15 protein-coding genes and 1 pseudogene are annotated in these 17,192 nt (G+C 39.1%); 10 read left to right on the top strand and 6 right to left on the bottom strand.

Annotated elements, in window-relative coordinates; genetic code table 11:
• Positions 1-585: 585 nt before the first annotated feature.
• The 4 genes and pseudogenes from BPOF4_RS17540 to asnB form a co-directional block, all read right to left on the bottom strand.
• Positions 586-1,453, bottom strand: a pseudogene (locus BPOF4_RS17540) (SDR family oxidoreductase).
• A 1-nt stretch (position 1,454) separates the two neighbouring features.
• Positions 1,455-2,771 (bottom strand): HAMP domain-containing sensor histidine kinase, encoded by a 1,317-nt coding sequence (locus tag BPOF4_RS17535; RefSeq protein ID WP_238446472.1) that lies wholly within the window; start codon positions 2,769-2,771, stop codon positions 1,455-1,457.
• A 95-nt stretch (positions 2,772-2,866) separates the two neighbouring features.
• A complete protein-coding gene (locus tag BPOF4_RS17530) occupies positions 2,867-3,556 on the bottom strand; it encodes a response regulator transcription factor (RefSeq protein ID WP_012960574.1) in 690 nt (229 codons plus the stop codon).
• Between the two features lie 70 nt (positions 3,557-3,626).
• Positions 3,627-5,549: an asparagine synthase (glutamine-hydrolyzing) gene (asnB, locus tag BPOF4_RS17525; RefSeq protein ID WP_012960573.1), complete on the bottom strand. Its 1,923-nt coding sequence runs from the start codon at positions 5,547-5,549 to the stop codon at positions 3,627-3,629.
• Positions 5,550-5,824: 275 nt separating this feature from the next.
• Here asnB and BPOF4_RS17520 point away from each other — a divergent pair, with 275 nt between their 5' ends.
• The 4 genes from BPOF4_RS17520 to BPOF4_RS17510 all read left to right on the top strand — a co-directional run bounded on the left by BPOF4_RS17520 (position 5,825) and on the right by BPOF4_RS17510 (position 9,185).
• Entirely contained in the window at positions 5,825-6,904 is a 1,080-nt protein-coding gene (locus BPOF4_RS17520; RefSeq protein ID WP_012960572.1) for a metal ABC transporter solute-binding protein, Zn/Mn family, read from the top strand.
• A gap of 154 nt (positions 6,905-7,058) precedes the next feature.
• On the top strand, positions 7,059-7,217 hold the full coding sequence (locus tag BPOF4_RS22965; RefSeq protein ID WP_012960571.1) for a YgiT-type zinc finger protein: 159 nt from the start codon (positions 7,059-7,061) through the stop codon (positions 7,215-7,217).
• Positions 7,210-8,478, top strand: coding sequence for a restriction endonuclease (locus tag BPOF4_RS17515; protein ID WP_012960570.1), 1,269 nt, complete (start codon positions 7,210-7,212; stop codon positions 8,476-8,478). The genes BPOF4_RS22965 and BPOF4_RS17515 overlap by 8 nt, the downstream gene beginning before the upstream one ends.
• A 5-nt stretch (positions 8,479-8,483) precedes the next feature.
• Positions 8,484-9,185 carry a nuclease-related domain-containing protein gene (locus BPOF4_RS17510; protein ID WP_012960569.1) on the top strand — a complete coding sequence of 234 codons (702 nt, stop codon included), beginning with the start codon at positions 8,484-8,486 and terminating at the stop codon, positions 9,183-9,185.
• Between the two features lie 267 nt (positions 9,186-9,452).
• On the opposite strand, the gene BPOF4_RS17505 is transcribed toward BPOF4_RS17510, so the two are convergent.
• Positions 9,453-10,643: a YecA family protein gene (locus BPOF4_RS17505; RefSeq protein WP_012960568.1), complete on the bottom strand. Its 1,191-nt coding sequence runs from the start codon at positions 10,641-10,643 to the stop codon at positions 9,453-9,455.
• A gap of 119 nt (positions 10,644-10,762) precedes the next feature.
• Here BPOF4_RS17505 and BPOF4_RS17500 point away from each other — a divergent pair, with 119 nt between their 5' ends.
• The 3 genes from BPOF4_RS17500 to BPOF4_RS17495 all read left to right on the top strand — a co-directional run bounded on the left by BPOF4_RS17500 (position 10,763) and on the right by BPOF4_RS17495 (position 12,158).
• The gene (locus tag BPOF4_RS17500) at positions 10,763-11,422 is read left to right on the top strand and encodes a Fic family protein (RefSeq protein ID WP_012960567.1); all 660 of its coding nucleotides are present in this window, start codon (positions 10,763-10,765) and stop codon (positions 11,420-11,422) included.
• A gap of 294 nt (positions 11,423-11,716) precedes the next feature.
• A complete protein-coding gene (locus tag BPOF4_RS22300; RefSeq protein ID WP_012960566.1) occupies positions 11,717-11,881 on the top strand; it encodes a YwzD family small protein in 165 nt (54 codons plus the stop codon).
• Positions 11,882-11,948: 67 nt separating this feature from the next.
• Complete coding sequence (locus BPOF4_RS17495) at positions 11,949-12,158, top strand: cation transporter (protein ID WP_012960565.1); 210 nt, start codon at positions 11,949-11,951, stop codon at positions 12,156-12,158.
• 176 nt (positions 12,159-12,334) lie between these two features.
• On the opposite strand, the gene BPOF4_RS17490 is transcribed toward BPOF4_RS17495, so the two are convergent.
• The gene (locus BPOF4_RS17490) at positions 12,335-12,883 is read right to left on the bottom strand and encodes a sigma-70 family RNA polymerase sigma factor (protein ID WP_158305584.1); all 549 of its coding nucleotides are present in this window, start codon (positions 12,881-12,883) and stop codon (positions 12,335-12,337) included.
• Between the two features lie 296 nt (positions 12,884-13,179).
• On the opposite strand from BPOF4_RS17490, the gene BPOF4_RS17485 reads away from it, so the two are divergent.
• The 3 genes from BPOF4_RS17485 (at position 13,180) to BPOF4_RS17475 (ending at position 17,070) form a co-directional block, all read left to right on the top strand.
• Positions 13,180-13,671 (top strand): VanZ family protein, encoded by a 492-nt coding sequence (locus BPOF4_RS17485; protein WP_012960563.1) that lies wholly within the window; start codon positions 13,180-13,182, stop codon positions 13,669-13,671.
• Positions 13,668-14,570, top strand: a complete 903-nt coding sequence (locus BPOF4_RS17480) for a hypothetical protein (protein WP_012960562.1) — start codon at positions 13,668-13,670, stop codon at positions 14,568-14,570. The genes BPOF4_RS17485 and BPOF4_RS17480 overlap by 4 nt, the downstream gene beginning before the upstream one ends.
• A gap of 175 nt (positions 14,571-14,745) precedes the next feature.
• Positions 14,746-17,070 (top strand): S-layer homology domain-containing protein, encoded by a 2,325-nt coding sequence (locus BPOF4_RS17475; protein WP_012960561.1) that lies wholly within the window; start codon positions 14,746-14,748, stop codon positions 17,068-17,070.
• Positions 17,071-17,192: the final 122 nt, after the last annotated feature.

The following is a 17,192-nucleotide window of genomic DNA, read 5'->3' as shown; positions in this document are numbered from 1 at the left end:
GGACACCTCGAAAGTCAGTTTAATAGAAAATAGTTAAAGAATATGGCTGTACACTTCGTAAGAAAACCACCCAAACAAAATGAAAGGCGTACTCAAAACAAGAATGTACCATATCGAGCGGGCTTCTAGCCTTTTTAATAGTATAAACAGAAGGCAGGCAGCACCTATCTGGATAGGGAGCATTAAACCGGTATACGAAAGGAATACCGACCACCTCCCATCTTGATCGGCAGGGATGTGGCCTACCATCAGTAAACTACCCGAAACAAGATTAGCAGCCCAAGTGAACATATAGTTAAATAAAATAATTACCGCAATAAGAAAACGCATAAAGACACCTCTGATGTTTAGTAGGTTAAGTTTACCAGAAAATGACTGAGGGGTGTTGCGTCTATTGGTTATATACAAAACTGGCTGACTTATAAACGAAGCAGGCTTGATATAAACGAAAAAACCAATTTATAATCGAAATCACTATATTTATAAACAAACGTATCAAATATCTGGAAAAAAACCAACCTCGTCACACGACTGAAAAAAACCTCCGCCCAAACGGACGAAGGTTCCACACATCTTCTATTAAGTCTAAGTCGAAATAAAATCTCCGCCGTTTACATGCAGGGTCTGACCTGTCATATACGACGAGTCGTTGCTTGCTAACAGCACATAGCAGCCGACATGTTCAACCGGTTGACCTGGTCGTCCCATCGGTGTGTCAGTCCCGAACTCAGCAACAGCATCCTCAGGGAAGGTTGCTGGAATCAGCGGTGTCCAAATAGGACCTGGGGCCACAGCATTGACGCGGATGCCGTCTTTAACAAGTGCTTGTGCCATCGAACGGGTAAAGCCGTTGATCGCACCTTTTGTAGCAGTGTAATCAATCAGCTGCGGGTTGCCGCGGTATGGGTTAATTGAAGTCGTATTAATAATCGCGCTTCCCGGCTTCAAGTAATCGATTGCCTTTTTCGTAAAGTAGAAGTACGAGTAAAAGTTTGTACGGAACGTCTTCTCAAGCTGCTCGCTCGTATTCTCTTTAATGCTTTGTTTTGGATGCTGCTCGGCTGCGTTATTCACTAGAATATCTAATCCGCCAGCTCCTCTACCGTTTTTTCCACGGCTTCATTACAGAATGACTCATCACCGACATCTCCTGAAATTAAGAGGCATTTCACCCCTTCTTTTTCGACGCGGACTTTCGTATCTTCGGCATCTTGGTGTTCATCTAGGTACACAATCGCAAGGTCCGCACCTTCCTTCGCATACGCTACAGCTACCGCGCGGCCAATCCCGCTGTCACCGCCTGTGATCAGCGCGACTTTTCCTTTCAGCTTGCCGGTGCCAATATAGTTATCGTCCTCATAAATAGGGGCGGATTCATCTCACTCTCAATACCAGGCTGACGACTTTGTGATTGTTTCGGCTGTCCATCGGTTTGATGATTTCGTAAATCCATTCTAATCTCCTCCTTTCATACCTTCTAAGATTGGAAGTATAATCTTAAACGTTGATCCTTTTCCCTCTTCACTTTCAACAATTATTTGACCACCATGTAACTCAATGATCCGTTTGCAGATAGTTAAACCAAGACCTGAACCACCAGTTTCTCGAGACCTTGATTTGTCCACTCTATAAAGGCGTTCCCATATACGATGAATATCCTTTTTAGGAATCCCAATACCATAATCAATAACTTCAATAATACAATTATTATTATCTTTATAAGTTAGAACTTTGATTACGCCCCCGGCTGAAGAATACTTTTTTGCATTTTCAAGAAGATTTATAATAACTTGCTGAAGTCTATATTCGTCACCTAATATATATATAGGAAATGGTGAAAGTTGGACATGTAACTCTATTTCTTTTTGTTCAATAGAGGGACCGATTAAATCCAAGGCATTAATCATAACCGTTTCAAGTGAAATTTGTGTTTCTTGTAAAGTAAATCCTTTTTGTTCCATAGTAGATAAGTCAAACAAATCCTGTATTAATCGTTGAAGCCGACCACTTTGCTTATATAACAAGGTTAAGTACTTTACTTTATCTTCCTCACTCTTTGCTTCTCCATTTAATAAAATTTCTACATATCCTTTAAAATAGGTCAAAGGGGTACGTAATTCATGCGATATATCTACAAATAGCTGGGTTCTTTGTTGTTCATAATTTTGGATTTTATTTGACATCTGATTTATAGAATGAGATAAAACAGCAATTTCATCAGAGCCTTTGGTGTTCAATTTCCAATTATGGTTTCCTTCTGATAGTAATTTAGTTACTCTCATTATTTTTAACAATGGCTGCACTACTTTATTTGAAGTAATATAAATAAGAAAGGCACTAATGATCAAAGCGATAATCCCAATAAAGATAGAGATCTTCTGAAGAAAGGTAACTACTTGACGAACGAGGTCAGTCGGACTGAACATCAAGACTTTACCTATCGTTTCATTATCATGTTTAATATAAGATTCTGTTACAAAGAAATCTTCATTTTTCCAATCTGAAGCTATAGTTGGACCATGACCCTCATACCCATGAGTAATTACCTCATTTAGATAATCTGCAGGAAGCTGCTTAATTTTTTCTGAAGCAGCTAAGATATCACCATTATTATTTACTACTAATATCATCTTTGATGATGTACTTTCAATAAGACCGGCATGATTAATTAATGCTTCATCATAGTGGTTGCTAAGTACCTCTGCATATGCTTGACTTCGTTGAATAAGCTCATCAATAGTATCTTGAGTATAAAAATTAACAAAAAACATGTATAAGATACTCACAATACTAATAATAAGAATGAAAAATATAGTAAACAAAAGTGTACCTAATTTAACAGAGATACTGTTTATTGGTCTTAGCTTCATCCTAGCTTATACCCCACTCCCCATACAGTTTTGATTACGCTACGTCCAGATATCCCAGCTTCTGTTAATTTATCACGTAAGTGTTTAACGTGTGTGTCCACACCTCGATAATCACCAATAAAATCATAGCCCCATACTAGTTCTAAAATATCATCTCGACTAAAAACTCGATTTTTATTTAGTAAGAATAACTCCAGAATTGCAAATTCTTTAGGTGTTAAAGAAAGTTCTTCCTCGTTATAATAAACTTGATAGGCGTTTCTTTTCATTACTAGACCTTTAAAAAATAAAGTGTTACCTCTTGATTCGGGTTCGCTTACTCCATATCTTCGTAAAACTGCCTCAACACGAGCCAGTAATTCTTCTTGTTCAAAAGGTTTTGTTAAATAATCATCAGCACCAATCTTTAGCCCTTTTACTTTGTCTAAAGTTTGCGTACGTGCGGTTAACATTATAACAGGGACCTGTGAAACCTTTCGTATTTCCCTACAGACTTCAAACCCATCCATTTCAGGCATCATTACATCCAATAAGACAACGGAATATAATGTTTTTTCTACTTTTTCAAGGGCCTCTATACCGGTTATTGCTTCGTCTACCACATATCCTTCCTTTCTCAAATATAATTGTAGTAATTCACGCATCGGTGCTTCATCTTCAACAATAAGAATTCGTATCTCTTTCATTCCTACACCTCCATAACAAAAAGTACCCCTATCAAGAAGATATATCTTGATAGGAGTAAAAAAAAAGAAATTACACATTGATTAACGATGAATCTTCAACATGGTTATTGTTCTGTTCTTTTTGCGTAGCTAGCTTGGTGATATCATATTCACCTTCAATATAAATTTGGTGCCAGGTCATAAACATTAAGATCACCCATAGTTTTCGACTATTATCTCTTTTGTTATTCACATGCTCATCTAATAACTTGTAGATCTCTTGCTTATTAAAGATGTAATCTACTTGGCTTATAGTAATTAAATTTTTTGCCCAGTCGTATAACTCATTTTTAAGCCAATGACGGAGAGGAACTGGGAACCCCAACTTTCTTCGATTAAGAATCCGATCTGGGACAATCCCTTCAGCGGCTTTTCTCATTAGATATTTTGTTGTCTTATGATTTATTTTGTCCTCACTGCTAAGTCTAGAAGCTACTTCAAAAACATGTTTATCCAAAAAAGGAACCCTTAACTCGATCGAATGGGCCATAGTCACTTTATCTGCTTTCACCAAAATGTCTCCACGTAACCAAGTGTGTATGTCAATATTTTGCATTTTAGTTACTGGGTCATAACCAGCTGATTGATTATATATTGGTCTAGTAATACTTTTATAATCAAATTCCGGGTTGTAATGATTTAACAAAATCTTTTTTTCTGTTTCACCAAATATTTTGGCATTCCCTATATATCGTTCTTCTAGAGGAGTCACTCCTCGTTCGATAAAACTCTTCCCTTTAAAGCCTTCTGGTAGAATCCGGCTCAATCTGAGTAGTATATGCTTTATTGGATTAGGAATATAATTAAACATCCTTAGAGATTGTGGCTCACGATATATATTATACCCTCCAAAGAGCTCGTCCGCACCTTCTCCAGACAAAACAACTTTCACATGTTTTCTCGCTTCCCGCGCTACAAAGTACAAAGGTACAGCTGCTGGATCTGCGAGAGGATCATCCATGTGCCAAATAATCTTTGGGATTTCAGCCAAAAACTCTTCTGGTGTAATTAGGTAGTTGATATTTTCCAAATTTAGTGCGTCTGCTGTTTCTTCGGCAACATTAATTTCACTGAATCCATCTACTCCAAAACCAACGGAAAATGTCTTAAGAGCAGGATTCACTTCTTTTGCTAAAGAAACAATGAAGGAAGAATCAATACCTCCTGATAAAAATGAGCCTACTGGAACATCACTACGCATATGCACGTTTACTGAATCTATAAGTGCATTACGAATTTGATTGATTTTTTCATGCTCTGTTTGTTGAGTTGAGGTAAATTCTGGCTTCCAATAGCTTTTAATATTCAATTTACCTCCAGGACTTTGCGTAAAATAATGACCCGGTGGTAATTTTTTTATTTGTACCATAATCGTTTCAGGTTCAGGTACATACTGATAGCTAAGATAGTGTTGCAAGGATATGTGATTTAACTCACCTTTCAAAGCTAATAGGATACTCTTTTCTTCAGATGCGAAGTATGTTAGACCGTTTTCTTCCGAATAAAAGAAAGGTTTAATACCAAAATAGTCTCTTGCTCCAAACAATTTTTGCTCCACTTTATCCCATATAACAAAAGCGAACATCCCTCTTAACTTACTAACACACTCTTCTTTATAATGGCTATAAAGAGCAAGAAGGACTTCTGTATCAGAGTGAGTTGAAAAGTTAAAGCCTTTATTAAGTAATTGTTTACGAAGTTCAATATGGTTATAGATTTCTCCATTGAATATGATCCAATATCTTTCATTTTCATAAGAAAGCGGTTGATGTCCACTCTCTAAATCCACTATACTTAGTCTTCTGAATCCAAAATGAACGTAGTCATCTATATAATAGCCCTCATCATCCGGCCCTCTATGTGTAATGATCGAATTCATTTCTACAAATTGATTCTTTATATCCGCATTCATCTCTTTAGGTTTATTATACATACAACCAATAAAACCACACATTTGATTCACTCACCTCATTGAACTACTTTCACCTTTAATAATTCCTTTGCTAACTTAAGCTGATTTTTAAAATTTAAAAGTGATAGATGTAGAATATCAAATAAATATGGAGAAAATATTGAGGTCGGTTTTATTCGGACGATTCATTATTCATAATGAATTGTTTAGATATTTAAAAACACAAAATATATTATGTGATTTCTCTTATTTACAATTCGTAATCACTACGATATAGTCAATATGTCAAAACGTAATTATTACGAAGGGGATATAATATGAAAAAAATATTTAGCTTAATTATCGTTCTATTTCTATCTTTATTCTTAGCAGCTTGTAGTGAAGCTGAACAAACAGAAGAAAAAACGTCATCAGAGGAAGAAACATCAACAGAAGAAGAAACCGTTGAAAAACTGGAGATATACACCACTATTTTTCCACTTGAGGACTTCGCAAATAAAATTGGCGGTGACTTTGTAAATGTTACGAACATAGTTCCGGTAGGAGGCGATGCGCATTCATTTGAGCCTAGCGCTCGTGATTTGATTGAAATCGCTGAAGGGGATGCGCTTATCTATAACGGTGCTGGACTAGAAGGCTTTGTTGATTCAATTATTCAAACCCTCGAGTCAGAAGAAATTGAAATTGTCAAAGCTTCAGATGGTATAGTTTCACTTAACGAGGAGAATAATCAAGGTCATGAAGAGGAAGAAGAACATGATGAACATGGACATGATTCTCATGCTCAAGAAGATGATGAACATGATGAACATAATGAGCATGATGAACATAGTGAGGAAGAATCTGAACAAGAAGATACCCATGATCATGGTCATGATGTAGATCCTCACGTATGGCTAGACCCAATGCTTGCTATTACCCTTGCAGAAAATATTAAAGATACACTGATTAATTTAATGCCTGAGCAGGAAGAATTATTTACAGCTAATTTTGATGATGTTAAAGCAGAATTAGAAGTTATCAACGAAGAGTTTGAAGTAATGATTGATGATACTGCCAAAGATACATTCCTTGTGTCACATGCTGGTTATGGCTATTGGGAAGACAGATATGGACTTAAACAAATTGGTATTGCAGGTATGTCACCCTCAAATGATCCATCTCAACGACAACTGAAAGAAATTATTGATTTAGCCGATGAGTATGGCCTAGAGTATGTAATGTATGAACAGAATATTCCAGCTAAAGTAGCTGAGATAGTAAAAGAAGAAGTAGGAGCAGAATCCCTATATCTTCATAATCTTGAAGCGCTTGTAAAAGAGGATATTGAAAACAACGAAGATTATTTTTCTTTAATGAGAAAAAATATAGAAGCACTAGCAATAGCCCTTCAATAATTGGTTAGATAGTAAGTTAGAATTACAGTTAAAAAATTTGCCTCTTCACCATGTTTTGTGAAATGTGCATATTTCCTGCAAGTTAGCTATAAATAAGGCCAACAGAGAGAACCAAGGGAGCGAGGTTCTCTCTTTCTATGAACGGGGGGAAAAAATGAAAACGTGCCCTATATGCAAGAGCGAGATGTATGAAGATGCCGCAGAAGAGCTCAATTTAGATGAAGATGAAGTGATACTAGACGCCTTCTCTGCCTGGGTGTGTCGAGGCTGCATATATATTGAGGAAATAATGGAGGATGATAAAAATGATTAAAGATCAGCTTACAAAAGGCGAAATCATTGCCAAGAGAGACGAAGTCACCTATTTGTTCAGCTACGGAAATAATCAAGCGAGCATTCTCCATTTAGAAGCGAGAGTGCTAAGTACACCTATGCATCCGGATGCCTTTTTGAAGATGGGATACTGGGAGGATTATACGGGCGGAGTCGATCTAGTAGCGGTGATACCTACATTACGACTTGAAACGGAATCAGGAGAGCTTGTAGCAATTAATAAGCCCAATACCGCTCCGCAATGTTTTGTTTTCAGGCAGTCTACAAACGATCAAAAAACGTTATTTAATGAGATTGAAAAAGGTCGTTTGAGACAGGGTTGGAGTTTTGCAGAAGGTCTGTCCTTGCTGAGTGGAAAAGACCAATTTATTCAAGCATTTGAGCAAGCAACTGCACAGTGGGATGCCGTAAAACAATGGGGAACTTTAAGCCGGATGCTCAACATTAAGCCTGGAGACTACATCGTGGTACCTAAGCAGCCAGACTCGAAACATTTTACGATCATGCAGGCTAAACTGAGAGAGGACGGGCTCGGCTGTTATGACTTTATCGAACCTTTGAAAGGGAGAAATGACTACCGGCACGTCATCCATGTCGACCCAGATAGTGTTCAAGTGGTGCATTATGAAGCGATGTATCCGGCTGTGATTAAGCGTCTGCTGAAATCAATCGCTTATTCAAGCCCTGTTAATGTTGTAAGGCAAAAGGGCTTTAAAGAAGCCATACATACTTTGATGATAGAATCCGAAAAGACGGAACTAAAACAAGCCCATCCTCTTCAAGCAAAAATGAAAGAGGTCGAGAAAAGGCTGTATCACGAGTGGGTTGAGGAGGCAAGAAACCTCACACCAAGTGACTTTGAAAAAGTAGTCAAAAGCTTTATGGAAGCAAACGGATTTACGATTAAACGTGCAAACCAATACGACCGTCTTGGCGGTGATATTGACCTCAAATGTTCAAAGGAAGTACCGCTCCATACCCCATTTGAGCCAAGTATGATGGAAGTGACGTACTACATCCAAGTGAAAAAGCACAAAGGCATAACTGGTGCTACAGGGGTGAAGCAGCTGAATCAAATGGTTGATCACCTGCCTCTTGAAAACGGGAAGCATGTTCAGAAAATTTTACTCTCGCTTGCGGATGATTTTAGCGAGGATTGTAAAGTGCTTGCCGAAGAGAGTGAAGTGCTGCTGATTGACGGGGTGACGTTTGCTGAGATGTATGTGAAGAGTGGGGAGTGATTTGAATGGGGGTATTATTAACTTTTCTTATATTAATTGCATTAGGAACTCTTATCGTTGTTGGACCTACTTATATCCGCTATCACTCTTCCACTTACGGAAAGGCAAGCGGCAACTCATTTAGAGAAACTGTTGCTAACCGAGGAGTGTACGGTGAGTTTATGACTTACTACACGCTTGAGAAAATAGAGGGCAGCTATAAATTACTTTCAAACCTCTACATTCCGCGGAAGAACGGGACAACCACTGAAATTGACCTTATGATGATTCATAAAACAGGAATCTATGTCGTGGAATCGAAAAACTACAGCGGCTGGATCTACGGTCATGAGAAACAAAAACAGTGGACGCAGACGTTAGAAAGTAAGAAGAAAAATCGTTTCTATAATCCAATTTGGCAAAACGAGATACATATTAATGCGCTAAAATATGCTTTGCAGCGAGAGGATGATGACCTTTTTAACTCACTCATCGTATTCAGTGAGCGATGCACATTAAAGGATGTAACATGCAACTCTTTAAATGTGGCTGTTCTAAAGCGAAATGAGCTGAAAAAGGTGCTGACTAGTCATATTAAGGTGGCTCCAACTCTTCTTACTGATTTTGAAATGAACAAGATCTACTACATGTTGAAGAAATATGCAAATGCAGATGAGTCAGTGAAAATAGCTCATATCGAGAGTGTGAAGAAGCGGATAAGAGGATGAAGTGATGACTGAGGAAAGTGCAGAGGTAAATAATTGTATTTTTTGAAGCCGCTTATGCGTCTGTTCGCGGCAAGATTGCGCTTATGTATCATTTAATAGCGCTGGTTCCCGGACTAATTGCGTCAATGTATTGTTATTGCGCCTGTTCATCTAAGATATGCGTCAGTGATAGTCCCAATTGTATGCTTTCAACCTATAATTACGCCGGTCCGAACCGCCGCCTTAAACCAAACAAGAGCTGCCCGGACCGGACAGCTCTTTTTCTCTCTACGCCCCGCAGCACTTCTTAAACTTCTTCCCGCTACCGCACGGACATGCGTCATTTCGGCCCACTTTTTGTTTGGTCTCAAAGCTGAACACATTGGACGGCTGCTCTGGTGTTGGCTTACTCTCAGCCTCATGTTTCTTCCTTAATTCAATTGGTCCATAGCCTTTATTAGGCCACTGCCTTGTATGGTTGTTCAGGTACACGACCAGATCGGCCATTTCTTCAGCTGCTTCTTTAGTAGGGAACTCAAACCACTCTTGCAGCATCTCAAACAATTCACCCATTGCATAGCCCGTCTTAATCGAAAAGAGCACCTCTTGAGTAATATGCTCGGCATCATGCTTTTCAATATCGTAATTGCTTAACACATATGAATGAAATTTCCTGTAGCACTCATCCCGTTCAATGTAGCCAAGCGCACCAGCTCTCACTACCTCTTCTTTCGTTAAAGGCCTGAACTCAATATCTGCACGCATTTCCTGCGCCTGAAGAATCTCGGCCGGCTCATCTACTTCAATATGAGAATAGGCATGGTGGCTCTTTTGAATATGCTTGTAAAATTTAGATGTATCATTAAGTACAGTGAAGAACAATGGATCCAGTGAGCCGCCCGTAAACTTCTCTACAAACCTGAAAAAGACAGTGCTCGAAAGTGTACCGTAGTGATAAAGCAGCCCGTTAATCAGCTTGAACCACTCGGTATTTCTATTGATCAGCTTCTTAACTTCCCTATCCTTTTCAAGCCCCTTAAGCAGTTCTGTAAACTCATTTGGTAAAGCAAGCACTCGCTCTCCCTCATAGATCGCTGTGAAAATAAACCCCGTGCTTCTAAAATACATCAGCTGCCCGGTTGTAAAACCATCAGCAGAGACCATCCCGCCTTGCTTGATCAACTTCAAAAGCAGTGCAAACCTCATGTCCTCCCATCTCGTGTAAACATTCTCAACTAAGTGCGGGAGCTGTTCGCATAATAAGTCGGTCAACGCAGCTTTATTTAACGAACTCGCCCTAGGGATCTCCAATAACTTTCTAATATCATGCAGTTCATCCTTCGTTAAAGTCGAAAGGGCCTCTCTTAAACTGAACGGAGCCCGAAGCGTTTCCCATAGCTTTTTATCTGTAGAAGCAGCCATCCGTGCACTCTCAGCTTGAAGCCCCTTTATCAACCGCTCAAAATCCTGTTTTTTCATGTTAATCCTCCTGTATCAAGGTTGTTGTAAAGAGTATAGCATGAATTAGTTAACAGTCTTAATGATATTTTTCAGGTGAAAATAGAAAGATTCAAAATTTTATTGGGCCCACCAGCCAGATGAAAGATGCCTCATACGTCCCTCCTGAACCTCATTTAATGGGTGATTACATGTCTAATCTTGAAAGATATATCAATGGACACCCTTATAAGGATGAGGAGGAAGACGTTCTTCATCCGTTGATTAAAGCGGCAATCATTCATGCGCAGTTTGAGTCCATTCATCCTTTCTTAGACGGAAATGGGAGATTAGGAAGGATCTTAATTGTCTTGTATCTTCTTCAAACCGATCTAATTGATTCTCCACTGTTTTTCTTGAGTGAGGAGCTTGAAAAAGAGAAATTTAAGTACTATTCGATGTTAAACGGTGTAAGATCGATTGGAAGGGATTCTCCAGATTGGGAAGGCTGGATTACTTTCTTTTTAGATGCAGCAATACGTATGGCTAAAAGTCAGTACGAAAAGTTAGATAGAGCAGAGGCGCTGTATGAGGCAGGTATTAAGAAGCTGGATCAAATATCGCACCAGAAAGTGTGGGGAGCGTTATTTGCCCATCCAATTAGTAATGTAGTGCAGATTCAAGAATCAACTGACCTTGCCCCTTCAACTGTGCGAAAAAGCCTTGTTCATTTGACGAAAGAAAGAATGATTTTTGCGGATGATCGAATAAGAAACCGCCGTTATTACCATTATGATTTAATTAGAATTATGACTGAATAATCGACTTCGGAAGTTTATTTCAAACATCGGACAATCAAAAGTCAAAAATCATGACACGATAAAAAATAACATGGGTCAAAAGTCCTGTATTGGTATTTGGTTTCTGCTCGAAAGGTCTAATTTTAGTGTTAAAAGGGGAATCTGTATATAACCATATCCTCGACACCATTAGACATGCAGATAGTAAAGAATGCTGTAATTTATATAACATCGTCTAACTTTATGGAATAGTGTTTACATATTAGCTAGAGCGGTTATTATCTACTAAACAACTATTTAAGGAGAATCGATACGATGTCTACTCTTAAGGACGCGACAAAGTTTACAGAACAACATTTAAAAGATCTCATGCAGCAGATCCAACAAAAAGGGACGGATCAAGCTGATCTTACCTCTTCTCAGCTCGTTGAAGAGATTGCTGCTGTATTAAGACCGTTTGTGAATCAAGAAAAAGCATAATAATTGAATAAATTGCCCCAGGTCATCACATACTAACCATTAATTAGTTTGATAATGGAGGGATTCCATGCAACGTGTCACTTTACAAATTGAGAAAATGAGCTGTGGGAACTGCTTAGAAACTGTAAAATCAGCGCTAGAAGGACTCGATGGCGTCGACCGTGCCCATGTTCACCTAGAAGATAAGACGGCACGAGTCGACTACGATGCCTCGCGCGTTAACACTAAGCAAATGGCCGAAGCGGTCGAAGAAAAAGGATATATGATCGTACCATGAGCCGATCTGAGGATGGGCTCTTTTTTGTATTTATCAAAAAGTGCTTTTTATTTACATTCTTCTTGATTTATAAACGAAAAGCTCTTTTTATGAACAGAAAAATGCATTTATAAACGAAATTCTTCATTTTATGAACAAATGCGCCCAAATAATTGGAAATCCAATACAACCTAAATTCACTTCACTTTCACCCTCGCCCTAGCCGCCGTACGCAGCTTCTTCAACGCCGTCTTACGCCATGTCGCCACCGTATTTTTAGACACCTGCTGCTCAAGAGCAATCTGCCCAAGCTTCTTCTCATACACAATCGCCTCCTGCACCCATAAGCGCTCACGGCTAGACAATTGCCCTATATAAGATTCAAGCTCCTCTAAGGGATCATCATAATATTCAACTAAAGGCGCAGGCCTCGCAAACTCGGAACTTTCCTGCTGATCTTTCAGCACAAAACGCTCGTCATACACACGCTCACGCCTTAACTCCATTAACATATGCCCGCGCACCGTATGAAGGGCGAAAGCTGAAAAGGACCCTTTACCCTCTTCAAATTTCCGGTAAGCCTCCCATAGTGCACACACTCCGACTTGATAAAAATGCTCATGATTACGGTAAAGGTTTAATTTCTTCAGCTGCCCTTTGATTAGAGGTTCATATTGGGTTAGGATTTCTTCAAACGAATGAGCTTGCATTGTAAATCTTCCCTTAGTCAGAAGCGCTTCTGTCATATTCCGCGGTAGACACAGCTTACTGGGAAAAGGTGAGGAGTGCATGTTGCCATAATTTAAAAACATTAGTGCGCACAGCTGTCATTTCGTCATTTTGCTCTAAGTCATTTTATAAAAATGAAGAATTAAGAGTGTGAGAAAATGAAGAAATGGGTATATCTAAATAAAATTATTAAATGGTTTATTTTTACATAAATAATTCCTGGTTAGGTAAGAAAAATTAGGCAACTATGTGTTAGAATAGAATGATGAGTCATTGTTACCATATGGAAGAGATATAGTAGATAGGTGATGGTTTGAAAAATAGAAAAGTACTACTTACAACAGGGCTGCTTGTCTTGTGGGCAGGGATGATTATTTTTGCCTCATCTCAGCCGTATGAAGATCAAGATTTAAGGCCAATACTCGAAGGAGTACCGCTTGATTGGGTTGAGAATGTATTTGGTTTTGTAAACTTTACATATTCTAATTCAGAAATAAGTGTGGCAGAGCGTGGTCCTGCTGCCTTCATAGAATTTTTTATTCGCAAAGGGGCCCATGTGGTTGTTTTTGCTGTACTAGGAGCACTTTTAATGCGAATAGCAGTGTCCCTGAACATACGCCACATACCAGCCGGAATCACAGCATTAATGGGAGTCTTTATCTTTGCATGCATTGATGAGTACAGACATTTAATGAATCCCGAGCGAACAGGACTGTTTGAAGATGTCATCTTAGATACCGTGGGCGGAGCAATTGGAATAGCCATCTATTTAATTATTAGGAAGAAAAGGAGGAATACGACGTGAAAAAGAAAGGATTACTCTTAACAGGAGGAGTAGCTTTAGTTGCAGTCACTTTAGCTGTAGGAAGCTATATTTTTAATGATAAGGTTGAAGAGGCTGCGATCGAAGCTACAGAAGGAAAGCCAGCGAGTGAAAGCGAGAAAAATACTGATGTAGGTGAAGTGGCATTAACTGCTGAAGAAAAAGCAGCTGTTGCCGAGGAAGAGCTAGGTGAGGATGAGAGCGTAGCCCGTGGAAATAACAGTCCCACTGCTCCAGTCTTTTCTCAAACTTTTAGAGGAAGCTCCTCAAGTATAGGTTTGCAATATGCCGGTGTGCCGTTATTTACTCAATTAACTAACTACGATCTTGTCTCAGGACAGCCTAATCAGGGTGGCTTCGTTTATCAGCCAGTTAGTTCAACGCCGTCAAGTGGAGGGACAAACAACGTTACACAAACTAGTAATAATAACTCTTCACAAGGGTCAGGTGCTGCCAATGGGGGGAACTCTAGTGGCAACAACGGGTCTAACGGATCGACAGGAGGAGGAAATAGTCAGCCTCCATCAACCAGCAAGCCTGCTGAATCAGAATCAGTTACTGCCATTAAAAATAGATACTTCCCGAAGTTTCAGCAGTTAGAATGGGAGCATAACGGAAAACTTGAGAGTTTAGTGCAACAAGCGTTTGATGAGTATATGGACAGCGGAAGCGGTTCGTTCAATTCAAATAAGTATAAGTCACAAGCTAAAGCATTAGAATCCTCTGCAGATGCTGAATTTTATGCAACGTACAGCCAGCTTCAATCTGAATTAGCGCAAAATGGCCATAGTAAAAATGCGGCATCTGAATTTGAGCAAAGCTACCACTCAAAAAAAGCCTCAAGAGAAAGTGAATTACAAGGCCTTGTTGAGAATTTCTAGTCCAAGCATTATGTTTGGGCTTTTTTTATGCGTAAGCTTTTTATAAGGAAGACCTAAAAATACCAAAATTGTATTGTGTTTCTGCTAGGACTCTATTACTATTAGATATGATACATACGAATCAGTATAATTCTAACAATAGATAGATTTAGAAGATTATAGGAGGAGATTTAATTTGAAACGTTACCCATTTAGTAAACAAGCCGTAAGCATTATGCTTGCAACAGCTCTAGCTGTAACCCCGATTGCCTCAACACTGCCAGTAGGAGGAGAAGTGCAGGCTGCGAGTGTAAGTGAAGTAGAAGCAGAATTAATTGACGATTTGCATATTTTTTATAAGCATGTAGGGCCTATCGATATTAACCCACATCATATTATGATTAATATTCCAGTGAAAGTAAGAGATAGAGGAGAAGAGGTTGAGGAAGCATATAAAGATATATTAAAAGAAATCGGAACTTTAGTATATTCTAATTATGAACAACCTTCAGATTTAGAAAATGCCTTGAATGGTTTTAGAGATTCAAAAGAACACCAAGATAATTTCCAACTATTATTTGAAGGTAAGATAACTTCAAACGACATAGTGCAATTCATTGCTGATATGAAAGATCAATTTTTCACAAATCCAATGTCATATGTAACTGTAACTGTAGGGGATGCAATCTCTTTCCGAGGAAATATTGAAAAGCTTGTTTTCGACACTAAATCAACAAATACAAATTTAAATGGAATTCTAATGGAAGCTACTGGACAAGGGCTGGAAGGCTTTTTTAGAGATTTAACTGATGCTACTGAATATATTGATCCAGATAACTCAATCAGAAATGCTCTAATATCAAGCGCATTTAAAGAAATTACTACCCTCAATGGACCATCAACATCTACAACCAATACGTCAAATAAGTTTTATTTATCAGTGAATGATGCTTACAGAAGCAAAATTGCTAACCTTAATAAAATGAATGAAGCACTCCATGACGTACGTAATATAGCTTTTGACTGGTATGTAGGTACCCAAAAACAAACTAACAGCAACATTACTTTCTCAAACGCAGGAACATATACGGTTCATGCTAAAGTTAAAGGATTTGATGATATTATTGGAAGTAAATCTATTACAATAACTGCAGGTGGCGGCACTACACCTCCTCCAGGCGGTGGTACTGGCCCAGGTCCAGTCGACCCAGGTCCAGTCGACCCTGATCCGGTTGACCCAGACCCAGTCGATCCAGATCCAGTAGACCCAATCCCGCCTCGTCCTGGCCAATCTGTTGATGCTGGTGACTCGATTGTGGTTGAGCGCGAAACATCTGAAACAGGTCAAGTGAAGGCTGTTACGAAAGTCGATGGCGCTAAGCTTGCTGAGGTAATCTCGGGGTCTCCTGCTGCTGATCGTGTCAGCTTGAAAGTTGAGCGTGCTGAGGGTGAAGTGGCTGAGCTTCGTCTTCCTAAGGCTGCTGTAGAAGCACTTGAAGGAGCAGTAAATAAAAACATCGTTGTTGACATTGAAACAGACAGCGGAAGTGTTACAATTCCTGTAAAAGAGTTAGCGGCTGAGAAGGTACGCGGAATGCTTGATGTTGCAGCAGATGCAGACTTTGAAGTGTCAGTCTTTGTTAATCCTGCAAGCCCTCAAGAAGCAGCAACGGTAACAGCTACACTTGAAAGTGATGCGCGCGGTCTTAAAGCAAAATCTGAGATTGTTGATTTTTCTATGATTGTTCGATCAGGTGATAAGTCTCAAAACGTGACACGTTTCTCTAGCTATATTCACCGTGAACTGCCAGTGACGGATGTTACAAACCCTGAGAACTTAGTCGTTTATAACGTAGATGCAGCGCCGGTTGCGGTTCCTACACAAGCGGGTACTGATCGTGTTCGTTTCAGTTCATATGAATTTAGTAAGTATGTAGTTGTAGAGCGTGAGCCAGTTGTGTTTAGTGATCTAAGTGCTGGGCATTGGGCGGAAAAGGCAATTAACTCATTAGCTGTGCGTGATGTAATTGTAGGGTTTCCTAATAATGAAGTACGTTGGGCTGCTACGACAACACGTGCTGAATTTGCAGCTATCTTAACAAGAGCTTTAGCGTTGCCAAGCTCAACTGATTATGACGATCAATTCTCTGATGTTAACGGTTCTGAATGGTTTGTGAAAGATTTATTACCAGCTGTAGAGGCTGGAATTGTAGCAGGTAATACGAACGGAACATTTGCTCCGAATAACCCTATCACTCGTGAAGAAGCGGCAGCTATGATTGCCCGTGCTACTCAGTATATTGAGTTTGCGGAGGATAAATATAATAAAGATCATAAGCTAGACCAATTTAGTGATGCAGATAAAGTATCGAATTGGGCTAAGGAAGATGTAGAGCTAGCTGTACAAGCTGGCATCATAGTAGGTAATACGAACGGAACATTTAACGCAAAAGGAAACACATTACGTGCTGAAGTAGCTTCTATGGTTAATCTTCTTCTTGAAAAGGCAGATTTAAAATAAGAGTTAAAAATAGTGAGAGTGGCTCTCTTTGAGTCACTCTCATTTAAATGTAAAAAAATAGTCAGTTGCAACCGCCACAAATTGTCAAAAAGTATGATATAATTCCTAAGAATCTAGTAAAT

The organism is Alkalihalophilus pseudofirmus OF4 (assembly GCF_000005825.2).
In the GTDB taxonomy this organism is placed as follows: domain Bacteria; phylum Bacillota; class Bacilli; order Bacillales; family Bacillaceae_D; genus Alkalihalophilus; species Alkalihalophilus pseudofirmus.
The sequence above is the reverse complement of the archived record's forward strand: the minus strand, read 5'-3'. Positions and strand labels throughout refer to the sequence as shown.